General features: G+C 43.7%; 20 protein-coding genes and 1 other RNA gene. 7 read left to right on the top strand and 14 right to left on the bottom strand.

Annotation, left to right across the window (positions count from 1 at the left end):
- A complete protein-coding gene (gene mraZ, locus KKOR_RS03420) occupies positions 1-456 on the bottom strand; it encodes a division/cell wall cluster transcriptional repressor MraZ (RefSeq protein WP_012800614.1) in 456 nt (151 codons plus the stop codon).
- A 514-nt stretch (positions 457-970) separates the two neighbouring features.
- Here mraZ and KKOR_RS03415 point away from each other — a divergent pair.
- Positions 971-1,921, top strand: a complete 951-nt coding sequence (locus KKOR_RS03415) for a glutaminase (protein WP_012800613.1) — start codon at positions 971-973, stop codon at positions 1,919-1,921.
- Between the two features lie 14 nt (positions 1,922-1,935).
- Here the strand turns inward: KKOR_RS03415 and KKOR_RS03410 are convergent, their stop codons facing one another.
- From KKOR_RS03410 to rsmI, 4 genes are all read right to left on the bottom strand, one after another.
- A complete protein-coding gene (locus KKOR_RS03410) occupies positions 1,936-2,346 on the bottom strand; it encodes a DUF2784 domain-containing protein (RefSeq protein ID WP_012800612.1) in 411 nt (136 codons plus the stop codon).
- A 379-nt stretch (positions 2,347-2,725) separates the two neighbouring features.
- Positions 2,726-3,082: RNase P RNA component class A (gene rnpB, locus KKOR_RS13380), an RNA gene on the bottom strand.
- Positions 3,083-3,175: 93 nt separating this feature from the next.
- Positions 3,176-3,670: a DUF3016 domain-containing protein gene (locus KKOR_RS03405; RefSeq protein ID WP_012800611.1), complete on the bottom strand. Its 495-nt coding sequence runs from the start codon at positions 3,668-3,670 to the stop codon at positions 3,176-3,178.
- Between the two features lie 92 nt (positions 3,671-3,762).
- A complete protein-coding gene (rsmI, locus tag KKOR_RS03400; protein WP_012800610.1) occupies positions 3,763-4,629 on the bottom strand; it encodes a 16S rRNA (cytidine(1402)-2'-O)-methyltransferase in 867 nt (288 codons plus the stop codon).
- A gap of 65 nt (positions 4,630-4,694) precedes the next feature.
- Between rsmI and KKOR_RS03395 the strand changes: the two genes are divergently transcribed.
- Genes KKOR_RS03395 through KKOR_RS03380 form a run of 4 tightly spaced genes read left to right on the top strand, consistent with a single transcriptional unit; the run spans position 4,695 to position 8,086 of the window.
- The gene (locus tag KKOR_RS03395; protein ID WP_012800609.1) at positions 4,695-6,533 is read left to right on the top strand and encodes a penicillin-binding protein activator; all 1,839 of its coding nucleotides are present in this window, start codon (positions 4,695-4,697) and stop codon (positions 6,531-6,533) included.
- A 35-nt stretch (positions 6,534-6,568) separates the two neighbouring features.
- Positions 6,569-6,937, top strand: coding sequence for a YraN family protein (locus tag KKOR_RS03390; RefSeq protein WP_012800608.1), 369 nt, complete (start codon positions 6,569-6,571; stop codon positions 6,935-6,937).
- Positions 6,938-6,968: 31 nt separating this feature from the next.
- Positions 6,969-7,556, top strand: a complete 588-nt coding sequence (locus KKOR_RS03385; RefSeq protein WP_012800607.1) for a phosphoheptose isomerase — start codon at positions 6,969-6,971, stop codon at positions 7,554-7,556.
- 2 nt (positions 7,557-7,558) lie between these two features.
- A complete protein-coding gene (locus KKOR_RS03380) occupies positions 7,559-8,086 on the top strand; it encodes a BON domain-containing protein (protein ID WP_012800606.1) in 528 nt (175 codons plus the stop codon).
- A gap of 79 nt (positions 8,087-8,165) precedes the next feature.
- Here KKOR_RS03380 and KKOR_RS03375 read toward each other — a convergent pair whose 3' ends face one another.
- The 7 genes from KKOR_RS03375 to rplM form a co-directional block, all read right to left on the bottom strand.
- Positions 8,166-8,633 carry a ClpXP protease specificity-enhancing factor gene (locus tag KKOR_RS03375; protein ID WP_012800605.1) on the bottom strand — a complete coding sequence of 156 codons (468 nt, stop codon included), beginning with the start codon at positions 8,631-8,633 and terminating at the stop codon, positions 8,166-8,168.
- Positions 8,633-9,265, bottom strand: coding sequence for a stringent starvation protein SspA (gene sspA / locus KKOR_RS03370; RefSeq protein ID WP_012800604.1), 633 nt, complete (start codon positions 9,263-9,265; stop codon positions 8,633-8,635). The genes KKOR_RS03375 and sspA overlap by 1 nt, the downstream gene beginning before the upstream one ends.
- Positions 9,266-9,329: 64 nt before the next feature.
- Positions 9,330-10,175, bottom strand: coding sequence for a cytochrome c1 (locus KKOR_RS03365; protein ID WP_012800603.1), 846 nt, complete (start codon positions 10,173-10,175; stop codon positions 9,330-9,332).
- Complete coding sequence (locus tag KKOR_RS03360) at positions 10,172-11,383, bottom strand: cytochrome b (RefSeq protein WP_012800602.1); 1,212 nt, start codon at positions 11,381-11,383, stop codon at positions 10,172-10,174. Before KKOR_RS03360 ends, KKOR_RS03365 begins: the two co-directional genes overlap by 4 nt.
- Complete coding sequence (gene petA, locus KKOR_RS03355; protein ID WP_012800601.1) at positions 11,383-11,970, bottom strand: ubiquinol-cytochrome c reductase iron-sulfur subunit; 588 nt, start codon at positions 11,968-11,970, stop codon at positions 11,383-11,385. The genes KKOR_RS03360 and petA overlap by 1 nt, the downstream gene beginning before the upstream one ends.
- Before the next feature lie 311 nt (positions 11,971-12,281).
- A complete protein-coding gene (rpsI, locus tag KKOR_RS03350) occupies positions 12,282-12,671 on the bottom strand; it encodes a 30S ribosomal protein S9 (protein WP_012800600.1) in 390 nt (129 codons plus the stop codon).
- Between the two features lie 10 nt (positions 12,672-12,681).
- Positions 12,682-13,110 carry a 50S ribosomal protein L13 gene (gene rplM / locus KKOR_RS03345; protein ID WP_012800599.1) on the bottom strand — a complete coding sequence of 143 codons (429 nt, stop codon included), beginning with the start codon at positions 13,108-13,110 and terminating at the stop codon, positions 12,682-12,684.
- A 296-nt stretch (positions 13,111-13,406) separates the two neighbouring features.
- On the opposite strand from rplM, the gene KKOR_RS03340 reads away from it, so the two are divergent.
- Both KKOR_RS03340 and KKOR_RS03335 read left to right on the top strand, forming a co-directional pair.
- Positions 13,407-13,748 (top strand): HU family DNA-binding protein, encoded by a 342-nt coding sequence (locus KKOR_RS03340; protein ID WP_012800598.1) that lies wholly within the window; start codon positions 13,407-13,409, stop codon positions 13,746-13,748.
- Between the two features lie 69 nt (positions 13,749-13,817).
- Positions 13,818-14,426: a hypothetical protein gene (locus KKOR_RS03335; RefSeq protein ID WP_012800597.1), complete on the top strand. Its 609-nt coding sequence runs from the start codon at positions 13,818-13,820 to the stop codon at positions 14,424-14,426.
- 26 nt (positions 14,427-14,452) lie between these two features.
- Here KKOR_RS03335 and zapE read toward each other — a convergent pair whose 3' ends face one another.
- Both zapE and KKOR_RS03325 read right to left on the bottom strand, forming a co-directional pair.
- Positions 14,453-15,556: a cell division protein ZapE gene (gene zapE / locus KKOR_RS03330; RefSeq protein WP_012800596.1), complete on the bottom strand. Its 1,104-nt coding sequence runs from the start codon at positions 15,554-15,556 to the stop codon at positions 14,453-14,455.
- A gap of 11 nt (positions 15,557-15,567) precedes the next feature.
- Entirely contained in the window at positions 15,568-16,206 is a 639-nt protein-coding gene (locus tag KKOR_RS03325) for an alpha/beta hydrolase (RefSeq protein WP_012800595.1), read from the bottom strand.
- Positions 16,207-16,252: the final 46 nt, after the last annotated feature.

Below are 16,252 nucleotides of genomic sequence, written 5' to 3'. Positions count from 1 at the left end.
CTAGAACGCCAATTCAGGTAAACTGTCTGGATCCAGTGGCCCTTCAGCCAACGCTTCAACATCCTGCTCAATTTTCTTGTGCCAATTCTCTTCATTCCAGATCTGGAATGTTTGGCCTTGGCCGGCAAGAAGTAATTGTTTTTCCAATTGTGCGTATTCACGCAGGACAGGAGGCAGTAGAATACGTCCATTACTATCGATTTCATGCTCTGATGCATGACCGAGTAACATACGTTTAATACGGCGTTGGTTTGGGTCTGTGTTAGAAAAAGTGTCGAGTTTTGCTTCGAGTTGTTCCCAGTGGGGGAGCGGGAAAAGTAATAAACACGGGTCAAACAGGTCAATAGTCACCACAATTTGATTGGAGCAAACATCTTCAAAACGCGAACGGTACTTCGCCGGAACGGCGATACGGCCTTTCGCATCCATATTGATTGCAGTTGCTCCACGGAACATGGCTCTATGTAAACCCCACTTTTGACTCGTTATGCCAAAACCGAAAGTGCTACCCGGTTTTCAGCTGTTTTAAGCAAATTGGTCGTTGATCTTCACTGATCCCTTACGATCCACTTTGCGACACTTTTCTCCACTTCTCTACACTATATGAAGTTTGCTTGAGTTTTGCAAGGCAAATTTGCATGGAAAATGTGAAAAATGTCCTTATTTGACAAACACTTAGCGAAGTTAGTCAGCACTAACAAACAGACGAAAATAAACTGCTTATTTATCAGAAAATTAGATAGGGAAGTTAGAATTTACTTTAAGTTAGAAGCGATATTTTACTTAAATCAAGGATTTCGAGGCTAAAATCACCAAGATTCAACTACTTTAAGAGTCATAGCTTCATGAAGAATTACCACCCCCCACCCTCCCTTCATTGATATAACCTATTGATATATTGGTAATCCAGGCTAGCCATAGAGCCTAGTGTTCAATAGACTGACAAGACAAACATCAAATCTTACCGGGTATGAAATACAACGAAATATTCGAAAAAATCGCTGCAGAGCTCAAGGACTATGACCAAATTGGACAGGTAGCGACCTATATTCCTGCTCTGGCCAAGGCTAATCCCAATAAATTTGGTATGTACCTGGTAACCAGAGAAGGACACAGCTACTTCCATGGCGATACCGACGAGACATTTTCTATTCAGAGTATATCCAAGGTTCTGTCACTGGTTTATGCATTCAAACTAGTGGGCACTGACTTGTGGAAGCGCGTTGGGGTAGAACCTTCGGGCAGTCCTTTTAATTCTTTAGTACAGCTTGAATACGAACAAGGGATACCTCGCAACCCATTAATCAATGCTGGTGCGATAGTCATTTGCGATATTCTGATGAGCGAATTGAAAAACCCATATCAGGACTTCATCAAGTTTCTGCGCTCGCTAGCAGGCAACCCCAATATTGATTACTGCAAAACCACTGCAGAATCAGAAAAAGAATGTGGTTTTAAAAACAGTGCCCATATCAACCTAATGAAATCGTATGGCAATATCGAAAACGACGCTGAAGAAGTATTAGACTTCTATTTCCATCTTTGCTCAATAGAAATGTCATGCAAAGATTTGGCTCAGACCTTTATGTTCCTCGCAAGTGGAGGCAAGAACCCAGTCAACAACAAACGAATAATAACCGCTCAGGAAACCAAACGTATCAACTCCATCATGTTGCTTTGTGGCTTCTATGATGAGGCAGGAGAGTTTGCCTTTAGAGTTGGGTTACCCGGTAAAAGTGGTGTCGGCGGTGGAATCGTAGCCATCTACCCAGACCAATACAGCATCGCAGTATGGAGCCCAGGACTAAACACTAAGGGCAATTCAAGTAAAGGGATCAAAGCACTTGAACTATTTACGACCATTACTCAATCAAACGTTTTTGGACCCTCGCCTATTTTTGATGAGCTGGAATATGAATAGGGACGACTCGTAGCTTAATCCTGTTTTCTAAAAGCCCTTGGTCTGACCCAAAACCAGCTTACCAAGACCAAAGCACCGAATATGCTGTACGCAACGACAAATACCCATTGCGGTAACTGGTAATAAAGCAGCTTTTCCAGCCAGTAGGATATAAAGGTGTCCTGATAACCAAGCTCACCCGCCTTTTCACGCAGCGCATTTTCCCAGATGGTTAAAGGGCAGATGGCACCAAGCCACGATTGAATCACCACGAAGCCAATCGCTATTAAGTGCGACAACCTAAACCAGAGGTTTCTAACCCATGACCATGAGCAAACGCCACCAATTAGAATCAATATCAACCCTGCTACAACAAACACAACGAATAACGCGTGGGTGATAAGAATCAGATCAGCCAATAAAATGTAACAATCAGAAGTGTCCATGAAATCAGTATAACGCTAACGGGTTGGATACATCAGCTTTTGGAGAAAGTTGCCATTACGACCGAAGATAAGATGTTTTTTTTTAAGGGCAAGAGCCTGCCTAATTGGATACGTACTCATGAGCTGTTGAGGTTCGCAAGCTCACCACCAACCGAAGGTTCAGAATGATAAAAAAGCAAACTGGCCGATAAGCCGATTCTCTTGTGGAGAGTGTGTCTTGGACAGTCATCTAGGATGAATGACTAAAGTACCCCAAGTTAAAACTAATTCGGAAGAAAAAAAAAGCTGGCTGGTAAGCCGCTTCTCTTAAAGAGAATATGTCTTGGACAGTCATCATACGAATGACTTAGCACTCAAATTTTAAACATTGATAAAGGAAAAAATAAGCTGGCCGGTAAGCCGGATTCTGTCTAGGACAGTCATTCGTCTAGGCCATGGATCACTCCATGGCTCAAGCAACCTACCCGGTTCCAACGCGAGCCACGCCATACGGAACCCTATTTGGTCTTGCTTCGGGTGGGGTTTACCTCGCCACATACTGTTGCCAGCAGTGCGGTGCGCTCTTACCGCACCATTTCAACCTTACCTGTGAATCTTGCGATTCCATCGGCGGTATACTTTCTGTTGCACTTGCCGTCGGCTTGCGCCGCCCAGGCGTTACCTGGCACCCTGCTCTGTGAAGTCCGGACTTTCCTCTCCCTACCAAATGGCAGGCAGCGACTGTCTGGCCAGCTTGTGGGCAAGTTTAGTCTTCATAGGTGAAAAAGCAAGCAAAAATAAAAAAGGCAGACTGTTCTGTCTGCCTTTCCAGCTTTGTGACCAATTCTTATTATTTAAACTGTGCTTCGATATTTTCTTCAAACCAGTTTTCGAACATCAACTTTTCGTAGAAGAAACCTTCATTTCGATACTGAGATGGCCTACGAAGTCGATCCAGAAAGCCCATATCCTTGATTGATTCTGAGCCTTCTTTCAGGATCTTACCTTCTGCATTAACCAGCTGATAATCAAACTTCATTTTAGGGTAATAAAGTCTCTCTACCAGTCTATATTCTCTGGTACCTCCATAGCGAATATCACCCGCCAGGTCTAGATCTGAGACTCGAAGCTCAAACACAGTACCATCTGGCAACTTTTCTCCAAGCTCAATAAATGATTTTTCAAGGCTAGTTTTGACGCGCTTATAAAAGGCTGACTTGGTTTCACTGGCAGGTCTAACGTCAATAAAATCATCAAACTCAGCCCAGCTAACTTTCACTTCACCAGCTACAGCCATAAGTGGCGATATAAGTAGTGCGATGACTGCTGACTTTAGATATCTCATATCCAACTCCAATTCGGTTTGTTCTCAATTAGATAACTTTACAATTACTTAATAAGACTCGGTTCAACGGTAAAAGGTGACAGAAATCGTTCTTAGTCTTTTTGATCAAGCGCCCATTGGTATAACACTTTTTTCTTCAAGCCTGACACTTGTGCGGCAATTTTAGAGGCTTTATTCGGAGGCAACTCTTCTAGGAGCGCAACCATGAGTTTTTCGGTAGCCAGGTCCATTTCAGTGACCTTGTCTTCAGCTCCCGATACCATTAACACAAACTCGCCTTTCTGCTGGTCGAGATCCAATTCAACCTTGTCAACCAAATCAGAAGCTTTGCCCGATAGGACAGTTTCAAAGGTTTTGGTCAGTTCGCGAGCAATTACTAACTCTCTATCACCTAGCAAATCAAGCAAATCCTTAAGGCAATCCAAAATCCTGTGTGACGATTCATAAAAAACCAGTGTTTCGCCATGTTGCGATAAGTTGCTAAAAACTTGCTTGCGTCCGGATGATTTTGACGGTAGAAAGCCCCAAAAACTAAAGCTGTCAGTAGCCAGACCGGCAACACTCAAAGCCGTAATGATGGCACTCGGGCCTGGTATAGGGCTAATACGGCACCCCTTTTGGCGCAACTCTCTGACTAACTTAAATCCAGGATCACTAATTAATGGAGTTCCCGCATCAGAGATCAAGGCAATGCTCTGCCCCTGTTGCAATCGCTCTGCGATCTGCTCTATGCGCGCAACCTCGTTGTGCTCATGTAATGAAATCATCGGGGTTTCAATTTGGTAGTGATGCATCAAGCGCTGGCTATGACGCGTATCTTCAGCGCAGATCAAGTCGACATCCTTGAGAGTGCGAATGGCCCGTGCAGAAATATCTTCGATATTGCCAATCGGCGTGGCAACGACAAATAAAGTGCCTAATTGTGCCGATGCGGTATCAGTTTGTGGGAAATTTGCCATAGCTTTTTTGCCTTGCTGCGCCTAAGCGCCTAAAATACCGATAATTATTTGATGAGTATGGAATTATGACAAAAAAGCTTATGCATAAGAACCTCATATTAGTATTCACGGCAATTTTCAGCGTACTGATGATATCGGCTTGTACAACGACTGGCACGCGCAAGTCAGAATCTCCGACTACGGCTGATTACGATTTGCAGCCGGCAGAATTTTACCTGCAACAAGCCGAAGCCGCCGAAGAAGCTGATAAAGCCCCTTTTTTATTACAGGCTGCTAAAGCTCATATGCAACGCGAGCAATATGCCGAAGCTTATGAAGTATTGAATAGCTTTTATCCAACTCAACTACCGCTCAATTTGCGTGCTGACTGGTATTTATTAGTCGGTGAAGTTGCACTAATTCAAGAGCAGCCCTTCGACTCCATACGTGCACTCCAATCCGTGCGCAACCCTGAAAAATACGATACCAAGTGGCAATCCCGATATTATCGCCTACTGGCAGACAGCTTAGCAGCTAACCAGCGTCATGCAGATGCGGCAATGACACGCATTGAAGCAATGCATTTATTCCAGGATGAAAAACTTCGCGAAGAACAGGAACGTAAAACCTGGCTTGAACTCATGACTTCTCCGACCGGTGCGCTTGAAATTACTCGGAATCGCGCTAATAAGCATAACGAATTAGGCTGGCTGGACATGGCAATTATCCAACAACAATTTAGTAATGACCAAGCTGCATTATCAAATGCCATGCAAGAGTGGAACGTCCTTTATCCCAACCATCCCGCCCTGTTCTATATTAATCTCAAAGTCGAGCGAGAAGCCGTAGTGGTTGATTTTGGCGCCCCTACTAAGATCGGCCTTTTCCTTCCGACCAGTGGCCGTTTAGCAACTGTTGGCAACGTTATTCTCGATGGTTTCATGACATCTTTCTACGATACTCAGATGATGGGCAGCGAGAAACCAGAAGTGGTGGTCTACGATACAGCCAGCGAACCTATCGAATTACTGTATCAACAGGCTCTAGCAGATGGTGTTGAATTTGTCATAGGCCCACTACTGAAAAACAGAGCTGATGATATTGCGCAGTATCAAAAGTTACCTATCCCGACATTAGTCTTAAACCGCCTGGACAAAGCTTATACTCCAAGCGGGATGTTTCAATTTGGATTGCCAGTTGAAGATGAAGCTGAGCAGATTGCAGAGTATGCCATCAATAAAGGACAGACTCGTGCTTTTATTATTAATGCCGACAAAAGCGTTGGGGCACGTGCGGTTGAGAGTTTCAGCGATACCTTTCAGCGGCTAGGTGGTGACGTTGTTAGAACTGCCGATCTTTCGCGTACTCCGGATCCGAAGATTGCAGTCATGCAAATGCTCGGTGCAGATCAAGCAGAAAGAAGAAAGCGTGAGCTACAAAACCTTCTTAACCTACCGATTGAGTCATCCGCACAAATTTCGGCAACTGCGGACTTTATCTTTATGATCGCAGCAGCAAAAGATGCCCGGATCATTAAGCCTTACTTGAATTACTATTACGCCTATAACCTACCGGTCTATGCGACTTCAAGCCTTTACGACGGTGGCAAAGAACGTGAAAATGATCTCAATGGTATCCAGTTTACCGATGCTCCTTGGATGATCCCACAGTCAGAGGAACAGGCATCTAATAAACAAAAGATTGTTCGCATGTTTCCCAATGCCGGTGGCACACTAGGTCGTTTCTTTGCCCTGGGCTACGATTCCTTCTTGTTAATTCCTGAGATTCCTCAGTTATCGGCTTTGTCGGATTATTCCGTTCAAGGCCTCTCTGGCGAGTTGACTTTGGATTACTATGGACGAATTGTACGCCAACTGGCCTGGGCTAAGTACCGTAATGGCCATTGGGTACCGTTAACTGAATAATCATTATTTACCACCAGCAAGGGATTGTTATCATAATGAGTACGCGACAGCGTGGCGATCATGTTGAACTCTTTGCCGAAAGTTATCTCAAAAAACAAGGACTCACGTTAGTAGAGAAAAACTTCAATTCCCGTTTTGGCGAAATTGATTTAATTATGCTGGACAAGTCTGCATTGGTATTTGTTGAGGTTCGCTTTCGAGCCAACACCAGTTATGGTAGTGGTGCTGAAACCGTAAACTTTCGCAAGCAGCAAAAGATTATTAAAACGGCACAGCTGTATTTGCAAGCTAATAAAAAAATGCAGCAACGAGATTGTCGTTTTGATGTGGTTTCCGTAACATTGTCTGCACAGGAGCCATTGATAGAATGGCACAAAAATGCTTTTCAGGCACCGTCCTGGTAAGCGTTCGATTACCGACTCGATTAGGTAGATTATGATAGAACGAATTCGTGATATTTTTACAGAAAGTATTCAGACCAAAATTGCTGCTGCAGATGCGCTTCCGGAGTCGATTGAAAAAGCGGGGCAAATCATGGTCAATAGCCTGCTCAATGGCCATAAGATTTTAACCTGCGGAAATGGTGGCTCAGCGGGAGACGCACAACACTTCTCGTCCGAGATGCTTAATCGATTCGAGCGTGAACGCCCGAGTTTGCCTGCCATAGCATTAACCACAGATACCGGCACGCTAACCTCAATCTCTAACGACTACAGCTACAATGACGTTTTTGCCAAACAATTAAGAGCTCTAGGACAACCAGGCGACGTTTTGTTGGCATTCTCAACCAGCGGCAATTCTAGAAATGTGATTAATGCAATGGAAACTGCACTCAGCAAGGATATGCTAATCGTATCATTAACTGGTAAAGACGGTGGCGAAATGGCCGGTTTAATTGGTCCTAATGATATTGAAATTCGTGTACCATCTAATTCAACCGCGCGTATTCAAGAAGTACACTTAGTTATTATTCATGCGCTATGCGACTTCATTGACAACAGTTTGTTTGGAACAGAGGCTTAGAAATGCTAACTATAAAATCACTCCGCTTACTTATTTTGACCCTGGCTCTCTCTTTTGGGGTTTCCGCTTGTACGACTTTCGGTACCGTAGCAGAAGACTCCAGTATTGAAGGTCGTGTTAAGGACAGACTTTACCCCATCCTAGAAAAGAACCAGCCTAATGCTGTTGATGTGGTCAGTCATAACCTTTATGTCCTGATTTATGGCCAAGTACCCTCAGAAGATGTAATTGCGCAAGTTTCAAATACCATTAAAGGCGTTCCTGAAATGAAGAAAGCCTTTAATGAATTACGCACTGGCAATCCTGAAGATGTTAGTACTGTTTCTGATGTATGGATAACCACCAAGGTAAAATCCAGTCTTGCTGCAGAAAAAGGATTAGACTCTAAACGTATTAAAGTTATTACTGAAAACAAGGAAGTGTTCTTAATGGGTATGGTTACCCGCGAAGAAGGCGATAAAGCAGCTCTAGTCGCCCGCAATATTTCAGGTGTCGATAGAGTCGTGAAGATTTTCGAATATATCGACTAATATAAACAAGTAGGCGTAAAAAAGGCGAGTTTGAAACTCGCCTTTTTTTTATCTGTGTTACCGGTAACCTAAAAAGTAACTACTTAACCACTTTTAATTTAGGCTTGCCTTTCGGTGGCTTAGGTGGCTCATCATCAGGTCCCTCATCATTATTATCTTTAGATTCAGCTGGACCAATCGAATCAGTCGAACTTTGGTGGTCTTCACTCGAATAGGAATCCTCGCCATACATATTAGCTGAGAACATGATACCTTGATCATTTTCTCTGGCGTATATCGCAATAATGGCACTGGATGGAATATAAAGACTTAACGACTGCCCAGAAAAACGAGCATTGAAGCTAATATAGTCATGGTTGAGTTCAAAGTTTGCAACCGCTGTGGGTGCGATGTTCAAAACAATCTTTCCATCATTCGCAAACTGCAAGGGAACATCAACTTCGGGATGAGACGTGTCGACTAATATTTGCGGGGTCCACTCATTATCAAGTATCCACTCATAATAAGCGATTAGTAGATAGGGCTGTAATGGCGAGTTGCCCGCCATTACATTAGACCCATTTTGATTTCACGCTCTTCCTCAGTCAGGCTGACTTTGAATGAGTCACGGTCAAAAATGCGATCCATATAATCATGGATTGCTTTACTGCCACGGCCTGAAATCTCAATACCTAACTGGTCAGCACGCCATAATAACGGGGCAATAACACAATCAACTAATGAGAACTCTTCGCTCATAAAGTACGGATTACTGGCGAATACTGGAGCTAAAGCCATAATACTTTCCTGTAATTCCTTACGAGCTTTCTTTGCTTTTGCTTCAGTACCATTGACGATAATTTCGTATTGGCTATACCACTCTTTTTGAATACGATGCATCATCAAGCGACTACGACCACGAGTTACCGGATAGACCGGCATCAACGGCGGATGAGGGAAACGCTCATCTAAATATTCCATGACGATACTAGCTTCATACAAAACCAAATCACGATCAATCAAGGTTGGTACAGAGCCATAAGGATTTAAGTCTAATAGATCCTCTGGAACATTATCAGGGGTAACCTCTACCACTTCGTAATTTACACCTTTTTCTGCTAAAACAATGCGTGCCTGGTGGCTATACACATCGTTGCCAGAAAAAAGAGTCATAACTGAACGTTTGGCAACTACTGCCATACTGATTTCTCCTGCGAACAACAAGAAAGCCTCAGCGGGGAAACGCTGAGGCTTAGGATGCTAATTAATGTACGTCTTTCCAGAATTCTTTCTTCAAGAAGTACGCCAATATCAATAGCACAAATAAGAACATTAGAACCCAGACACCCATACGCTTACTTTCCAGTTTCACTGGATTAGCTGTGTAAGCCATAAACGCTGTTAGATCACGAATGCTTTCGTCATACTCTTCTGGCGTCATTTGTCCTTCTTCAATCTGGACAAACATATTACCTTGGGCAGCGAGCTTGGCCATTTCAACTTCCGCTCTATGCTGCTTTTCTTTGGCTTCAGCTTTCGCTTCATCGCTTGCTTCTGAGTCATTTAGCACGGCTTTCGCTTCGGCTATCTGCTCTTCAACAGACAACAAGGCATCACTTTTAGCCTGTAAACCTTGTAGGTCTGCCAAAATATGCGGCATACCAACTTGAGGGAACACAGTATTGTTGACGCCGAATGGACGAGACGAGTCTACATAGAATGAACGTAAGTAGTTGTAAACCCAGTCTTCACCACGAACGCGAGCAACCAGACTCAGATCCAGTGGATCAACTCCAAAATATTTCTTTTGGGCTTGTTCTGAATTCATGGACTTATCTAAAGTATCACCAAACCTTTGATCGCCAAGGATCAAGTTGTTTACAGTTTGCTCTTCAGTAAGTTCCAAATCCTGTGCGATACGCGAGTAGCGAACGTACTCCATTGAGTGGCAGCCCAAACAGTAGTTTACATACAATTTGGCGCCATTTTGCAATGATGTTTTGTCACTCAGATCAATATTCGCTGGCTCATTTGGATAAAAGTTTCCGCCGCCTGCAGCAAATGCAGATACAGGTAGCAGGAATAAAATAGCTGTAATTAACTTTTTCATTTGTCTGTTACCCTCTCTGGTACTGGTTTAGTTTTCTCGAACTTGGGCAAGAACCACAAGGCAATAAAGAAGAAGAAGTAGTACACAGTGCAAATTCTTCCTAACCATTTAGTGAAGTCTGTTACCGGAACAACACCCAGAACACCTAAGATGACGAACGAGATAACTAGCAACGCTAATAGAATTTTATAAGAAGCACCACGGTAACGGATTGATTTAACCTTTTGACGATCAAGCCAAGGCAATAAGAACAGAATTACAATTGCTAAAGCCATCACCATAAAGCCCATGAATGGATGCGGTACCGCACGCAACATAGTGTAAAACGGTGTGAAATACCAAACTGGAGCAATGTGGTCTGGTGTCTTCAATGAATTTGCAGGCTCAAAGTTCGGACGCTCCAGGAAGTAGCCTCCAAAGTCTGGTGCAAAGAAGACCACGCCCAAGAAGATCATCAGGAATACAACCACACCCACAATATCTTTCACTGTGTAGTATGGGTGGAAAGGAATGCCGTCTAAAGGAATACCGTTCTCATCTTTCTTATCTTTGATTTCAACGCCATCAGGGTTATTTGAACCAACTTTGTGCAAGGCAACAATGTGCAAGAACACCATAGCAACCAATGCTAATGGAACTGCAACGACGTGCAATGCAAAGAATCGATTCAGAGTCGCTAGTGACAGGGTAAAGTCACCACGAATCCATTCAACTAGATCTGGCCCCACAACAGGAACCGTGCCGAACAGGTTGATAATCACCTGAGCTCCCCAGAATGACATCTGCCCCCATGGTAGCAGGTAGCCCATAAAGGCTTCTGCCATCAATAGAACAAAAATGATCATACCGAAGATCCAGATCAACTCACGTGGCTTCTTATATGAGCCATACATGATGCCACGGAACATGTGAAGATAAACGACGACAAAGAAAGCAGAGGCGCCAGTTGAGTGGAGATAACGAATTAGCCAACCCATTTCAACATCACGCATGATGTATTCAACCGATGCAAATGGTTCGCTTGGGCTGTAAAACATGGTTAGCCAAATACCAGTCAGTAACTGATTCACTAATACCAGCATGGCTAAAGAACCAAAGAAATACCAAAAATTGAAGTTCTTTGGTGCGTAATATTCTGCTAAATGCTCATTCCACACTTTCGTTGCTGGGAAACGGGCATCAAACCAAGTCATGAAGTTCTTAAACATTAAGCACCTCCCTCTTCACCAATCACAATCATTTTGGCTGCAGTGTCGATAGTATAAGGAGGAACCTCCAAGTTAGCGTTTGCTGGAACACCGCTATAAACACGGCCAGCCAAATCAAACTTAGAACCATGGCATGGGCAATAATAACCGCCTAGCCAACCACCTTCTAAAGAACCCGCATCAGCGAATAATTTAGGCGAGCAACCTAAGTGTGTACAAATACCAACAGCTACAAAAATGTCTGGCTCAATAGAGCGGTATTCGTTCTTACAATACTCTGGTTGCTGAGGTTCGTTTGATTCTGGATCGGCTACAAACTCTTCACTCTTAGTGATGCTTTGCAACATATTGTCATCACGACGCATAACCCATACTGGTTTACCTCGCCACTCCACAGTAATTTGCTGTCCTACCTCAAGTTTAGTGTAGTCATACGATACTGGAGCACCTGCAGACTGCGCCTTAGCGCTTGGTGCCCAGGAACGAACAAAAGGTACAGCCGCACCAATCACACCAACCGCGCCTACTACTGATGTAGCACCGATTAGCAGATTTCTGCGTCCTTTGTTGACGCCCTGATTACTCATTCGGTTAGTCTCCCCACGAAGAAAATAACGCCACCCACCAATGAATAGCGTTGGAAAATCATGATTTAAACGATTCTGCGATGAAGCGAGTCTTATGAAGAATGCTATAAAACATTTATTAACACTTCTACGGCAGAATACTGCGCAGGGATCATATAGGAAAATACCCACAATAACAATGTGGTCAGACCAGCTGGCGATATATAACTTATTGAAAGTCGGAAAAAATCAGAAGTAATAGATAAAAAAACACCCGCAAAGTGCGGGTGTAAAGAATGCCGGAGTTCCTCTCCGGCAATACTGTTCGAAACTTAACGTTTCGAGAATTGAGGGCGCTTACGTGCTTTATGAAGACCCACTTTCTTACGCTCAACTGCACGAGCGTCACGGGTAACAAAGCCAGCTTTACGCAATGGAGCACGTAATTCTTCGTTATACTCCATCAATGCACGTGTAATACCGTGGCGAATTGCACCGGCTTGACCAGTACCGCCGCCACCAGCAACAGTCACGTACACATCGAACTTTTCTAATGTTTCGGTCAGCTCTAGTGGTTGACGAACCACCATGCGCGATGTTTCACGACCAAAATACTCGTCAAGACTACGCTGGTTCACGGTAATCTCACCATTCCCAGGACGTAGGAAAACACGAGCTGTGGAGCTTTTACGACGACCTGTTCCGTAATATTGTTCAGCCATTGTTCTCACCTTAGATTTCTAATGGGATTGGTTGCTGAGCAGTATGGTTGTGCTCAGTGCCAGCGTAAACTTTCAACTTGCGGAACATGGCACGACCCAAAGGATTCTTAGGAAGCATACCTTTTACCGCTTTCTCGATAATCATTTCAGGTTTAGTCGCCTGCAATTTCTCGAAGTTGGTTTCTTTAATGCCACCTGGATAACCAGAGTGACGGTAATACATTTTGTCCTGCGCCTTGTTGCCAGTCACAGTTACTTTCTCAGCATTAATAACGATGATGTAGTCACCAGTATCAACGTGAGGTGTATATTCTGCTTTGTGTTTGCCTTTCAAACGGCGAGCTACTTCAGTCGCCAGGCGGCCTAATGTTTTGCCGCTAGCGTCGACTACGAACCAGTCACGCTTAACAGTTTCAGGCTTTGCACTGTATGTTTTCATATTCTTTAAGCTCCAAAAAGCCATTTGCACCCGCAATAGGTAGCCGATCACGGCCCTAAAAAAGAGAGCGCGAATTCTACAGAAATCACCTCTATAACACAAGAGGCGACACCAGGATTTTCAAAAATTATTAAACGTCTCGGCCAAATTTATGAATTTTAAGCAAAATCCTGCGAAAAAGACTTTATTTACGGGGCTTTTAGCGCTATAAAAAGCGCTGATGGGGAGTCAATTTGCAATACTCGCCAAGACGACCGATATTTTAACAGTCAACTTACATAAGAGGCAATGGAAAAATGGCAGATAATAAAGCCCGCAAAACCACAGCGGTAAAAGAAAAGTTCACTAAAACCCAAATTCTTAATGAAATCGCAGCACAAACCGGCCTAACCAAGAAAGACGTTTCAGCAGTATTAGACGAGCTAGGTGTTGTTATTGAGCGTCATGTTAAAAAGCGCGCTGTTGGAGAATTCACCCTACCTGGCCTATTAAAGATCAGTACGGTTAAAAAGCCAGCAGTTAAAGCTCGTAAAGGCATAAACCCATTCACTGGCGAAGAAACTATGTTCAAAGCCAAGCCAGCCAGCATAGCGGTCAAGGTGCGCCCACTTAAGAAATTAAAGGATATGGTTCAGTAATTGCTAGCCACTTTTTGATCTTAAAAGCCGACGACAATGTCGGCTTTTTATTAACATAACAAAATAATAATGTCTCAAATTAATACACCCGGCTCCCCAGAGCACCGCCTAGTGCAACATCAGTTTGCCAGCAAATATGGTCCCTTAGGAAAAACCATTTTTACCATTATAGGTTTCTTTTCACTGATATTTTTCCCTTACATGATCTACCTGATGCTCACAGGGCAAACCGTAGATGAGTTCCTGCCACATGAGGCAATTCTATTTTCAATCATTCTGTCAACAGTGATGTTCTGGAGTGTTATCTCAACTCTTAAAGCAGCCTTTTATCAATACACTGTGACAATTGACAAGCAGTTTGACTTAGTAATCCATGAAAGGGCTTTCTTGCTTTGGGCAAAAAGTAATGTCTATCATTTTAGGGATATTCAGTACGTTGTTACCTCAGACAGAAAATATGTTAATAAATTTGTGGCTATCAATGTCACCTACGGTGGTCGCCATAATAAAACACCTATCTATTATCTGTACCTGAAACCTCATGGCGGCAAGCCCATTTTATTCCAAGAAAGCAAGGTCTGGGAAAAGTTAAAGAAGAGAGGGCAAGAATTAGCTGAGCTAGTGGGATGTAGGACTTATACATCCCCTCCTGGCAGCTTCCTGAGAGGTTATTGGTAATAACATTACTGATTATGCCAAGACTTTTAGGCCAGATGCTCTTTCGCGAGATATTCTTTACTTTGCATCTCCTGCAACCGACTGACTGTCCTTTTAAACTCAAAAGCCAGTCCCTTTCCGACATACAGCTCTTCTAAAGCCACGTCTGCGGATAGGATCAACTTTACATGCCGCTCATAAAACTCATCAACTAAGGCTATGAAGCGACGAGCTGCGTCGTTTATCGCGTCTGTCATTTGCGGGATTTTACTGATGAATACCGTATGATAGTTACGAGATAGTTCAATATAGTCACTAGCGGAACGTTCCGTTTTACAGATAGCGTCAAAAGTAAACCAAACTACATTGTCGGATAAACGTACCGCATCGATTAACCGTCCTTCGACTTTCAGTTTGCAATGCTCTTGCCCTTCTTCACCGGATAGCTGGAAAAAATAGTGTTTCATATTTTTATCAGCAGACTCATCCAGCGGGTAGTGATATATCTCTGCTTTCTCAAGAGTCCGCAATCGGTAGTCAGTCCCGCCATCCACATTCATTACCTGGCAATGCTTTTCAATCAACTCTATCGCTGGCAAAAAACGCTCACGCTGCAAGCCGTTCCAATACAGTCGGTCTGGCGGAATGTTTGAGGTGGCCACCAACACGATATTGCGCTGAAACAGTTCTTTGAATAAACCACCCAGAATCATGGCATCAGTAATATCGGTAACGAAAAATTCGTCAAAACAGATCACTCGTGCCCGTTGCGACAACTGATCAGCAATTTTGACCAACGGATTTTTCTCGCCAGCCAATATTTTCAGCTCATGATGAACCTCGTGCATAAAGCGATGGAAGTGCAACCGAATTTTGCCTTTAATCGGCAGGCAATTAAAAAAGGTATCCATCAGCCAGGTCTTACCGCGCCCGACACCGCCCCACATATAAAGCCCTTGTACTGGTTCCAGATCAGAAGATAGCCAACGTTTAACTAAATCCATAAAGCCACCACTGGGCCGGCTGTTTAACAGATCATCATAAACTCGCTGCAATGCTGCAACGGCTTCCGCCTGGGCTGGATCCCTGGAAAAGCCATTGGCTAAATCTTGTTCATACTTCTGTTGAGGGGTTAGATCAATTGAGCGCATCGTTATGGACTCTATAGGTTTTCAGGCAAATGTTGCTTAAGATTCTCTTCCATCTGTTCACGCAGCTCAACGAGACGGCTGTGAAAAAAGTGGCCTGCGTCTTCCATCCGAATCACATCAGGCTTCACGGATAAATCCTCAAGCCATTTAAAAACAGCATCAGGGTCAACCACTTCATCAGCGTCGCCCTGCACCACCAACCAAGGACAATCAGGTATTTCAAACTCATCAAAACTGAAGCGATTGACTGGAGGCGCAATACTAATCAACTGGTTTGCCCCTTGCCTCTTCGCTTGTAGCGCAGCAATCCATGAGCCAAAACTGAAACCTGCTAACCATAAAGGGCGGTTTGGATATTTCTCGCGCATCCACTCGATAGCTTTAATTAAGTCCTGCTGCTCACCCTTTCCTTCATCGTAATCACCTGCAGACTCTCCGACACCACGAAAGTTAAAGCGCAAAGAAGGGATACCCAATCCAGCCAAAGTGCGTGATACCGTATAGATGACTTTATTGGTCATTGCACCGCCATGTACAGGATGGGGATGGCAACACACAGCAATTGCGTTACGTTCAGGCGATTCAGGCTGATCAAGAGTTGCTTCGATAGGACCAGCATCACCTTCTATCAAGAAATGATTTTTATTCACTTGATCTCAGAAGTTAATTGATACTGCGCGCTATTTTCGCACGTTT

The sequence above is a fragment of the Kangiella koreensis DSM 16069 genome, assembly GCF_000024085.1.
GTDB classification, from domain to species: domain Bacteria; phylum Pseudomonadota; class Gammaproteobacteria; order Enterobacterales; family Kangiellaceae; genus Kangiella; species Kangiella koreensis.
Note: the sequence above shows the minus strand (reverse complement) of the source record. Positions and strands in the feature narration are given on the sequence as shown.

Bases quoted from the DNA above. Each gene is read 5' to 3' on its own strand.
- mraZ (WP_012800614.1), bottom strand. From the start codon at position 456: ATGTTCCGTGGAGCAACTGCAATCAATATGGATGCGAAAGGCCGTATC.
- KKOR_RS03415 (WP_012800613.1), top strand. From the start codon at position 971: ATGAAATACAACGAAATATTCGAAAAAATCGCTGCAGAGCTCAAGGAC.
- KKOR_RS03410 (WP_012800612.1), bottom strand. From the start codon at position 2,346: ATGGACACTTCTGATTGTTACATTTTATTGGCTGATCTGATTCTTATC.
- KKOR_RS03405 (WP_012800611.1), bottom strand. From the start codon at position 3,670: ATGAGATATCTAAAGTCAGCAGTCATCGCACTACTTATATCGCCACTT.
- rsmI (WP_012800610.1), bottom strand. From the start codon at position 4,629: ATGGCAAATTTCCCACAAACTGATACCGCATCGGCACAATTAGGCACT.
- KKOR_RS03395 (WP_012800609.1), top strand. From the start codon at position 4,695: ATGACAAAAAAGCTTATGCATAAGAACCTCATATTAGTATTCACGGCA.
- KKOR_RS03390 (WP_012800608.1), top strand. From the start codon at position 6,569: ATGAGTACGCGACAGCGTGGCGATCATGTTGAACTCTTTGCCGAAAGT.
- KKOR_RS03385 (WP_012800607.1), top strand. From the start codon at position 6,969: ATGATAGAACGAATTCGTGATATTTTTACAGAAAGTATTCAGACCAAA.
- KKOR_RS03380 (WP_012800606.1), top strand. From the start codon at position 7,559: ATGCTAACTATAAAATCACTCCGCTTACTTATTTTGACCCTGGCTCTC.
- KKOR_RS03375 (WP_012800605.1), bottom strand. From the start codon at position 8,633: ATGGCGGGCAACTCGCCATTACAGCCCTATCTACTAATCGCTTATTAT.
- sspA (WP_012800604.1), bottom strand. From the start codon at position 9,265: ATGGCAGTAGTTGCCAAACGTTCAGTTATGACTCTTTTTTCTGGCAAC.
- KKOR_RS03365 (WP_012800603.1), bottom strand. From the start codon at position 10,175: ATGAAAAAGTTAATTACAGCTATTTTATTCCTGCTACCTGTATCTGCA.
- KKOR_RS03360 (WP_012800602.1), bottom strand. From the start codon at position 11,383: ATGTTTAAGAACTTCATGACTTGGTTTGATGCCCGTTTCCCAGCAACG.
- petA (WP_012800601.1), bottom strand. From the start codon at position 11,970: ATGAGTAATCAGGGCGTCAACAAAGGACGCAGAAATCTGCTAATCGGT.
- rpsI (WP_012800600.1), bottom strand. From the start codon at position 12,671: ATGGCTGAACAATATTACGGAACAGGTCGTCGTAAAAGCTCCACAGCT.
- rplM (WP_012800599.1), bottom strand. From the start codon at position 13,110: ATGAAAACATACAGTGCAAAGCCTGAAACTGTTAAGCGTGACTGGTTC.
- KKOR_RS03340 (WP_012800598.1), top strand. From the start codon at position 13,407: ATGGCAGATAATAAAGCCCGCAAAACCACAGCGGTAAAAGAAAAGTTC.
- KKOR_RS03335 (WP_012800597.1), top strand. From the start codon at position 13,818: ATGTCTCAAATTAATACACCCGGCTCCCCAGAGCACCGCCTAGTGCAA.
- zapE (WP_012800596.1), bottom strand. From the start codon at position 15,556: ATGCGCTCAATTGATCTAACCCCTCAACAGAAGTATGAACAAGATTTA.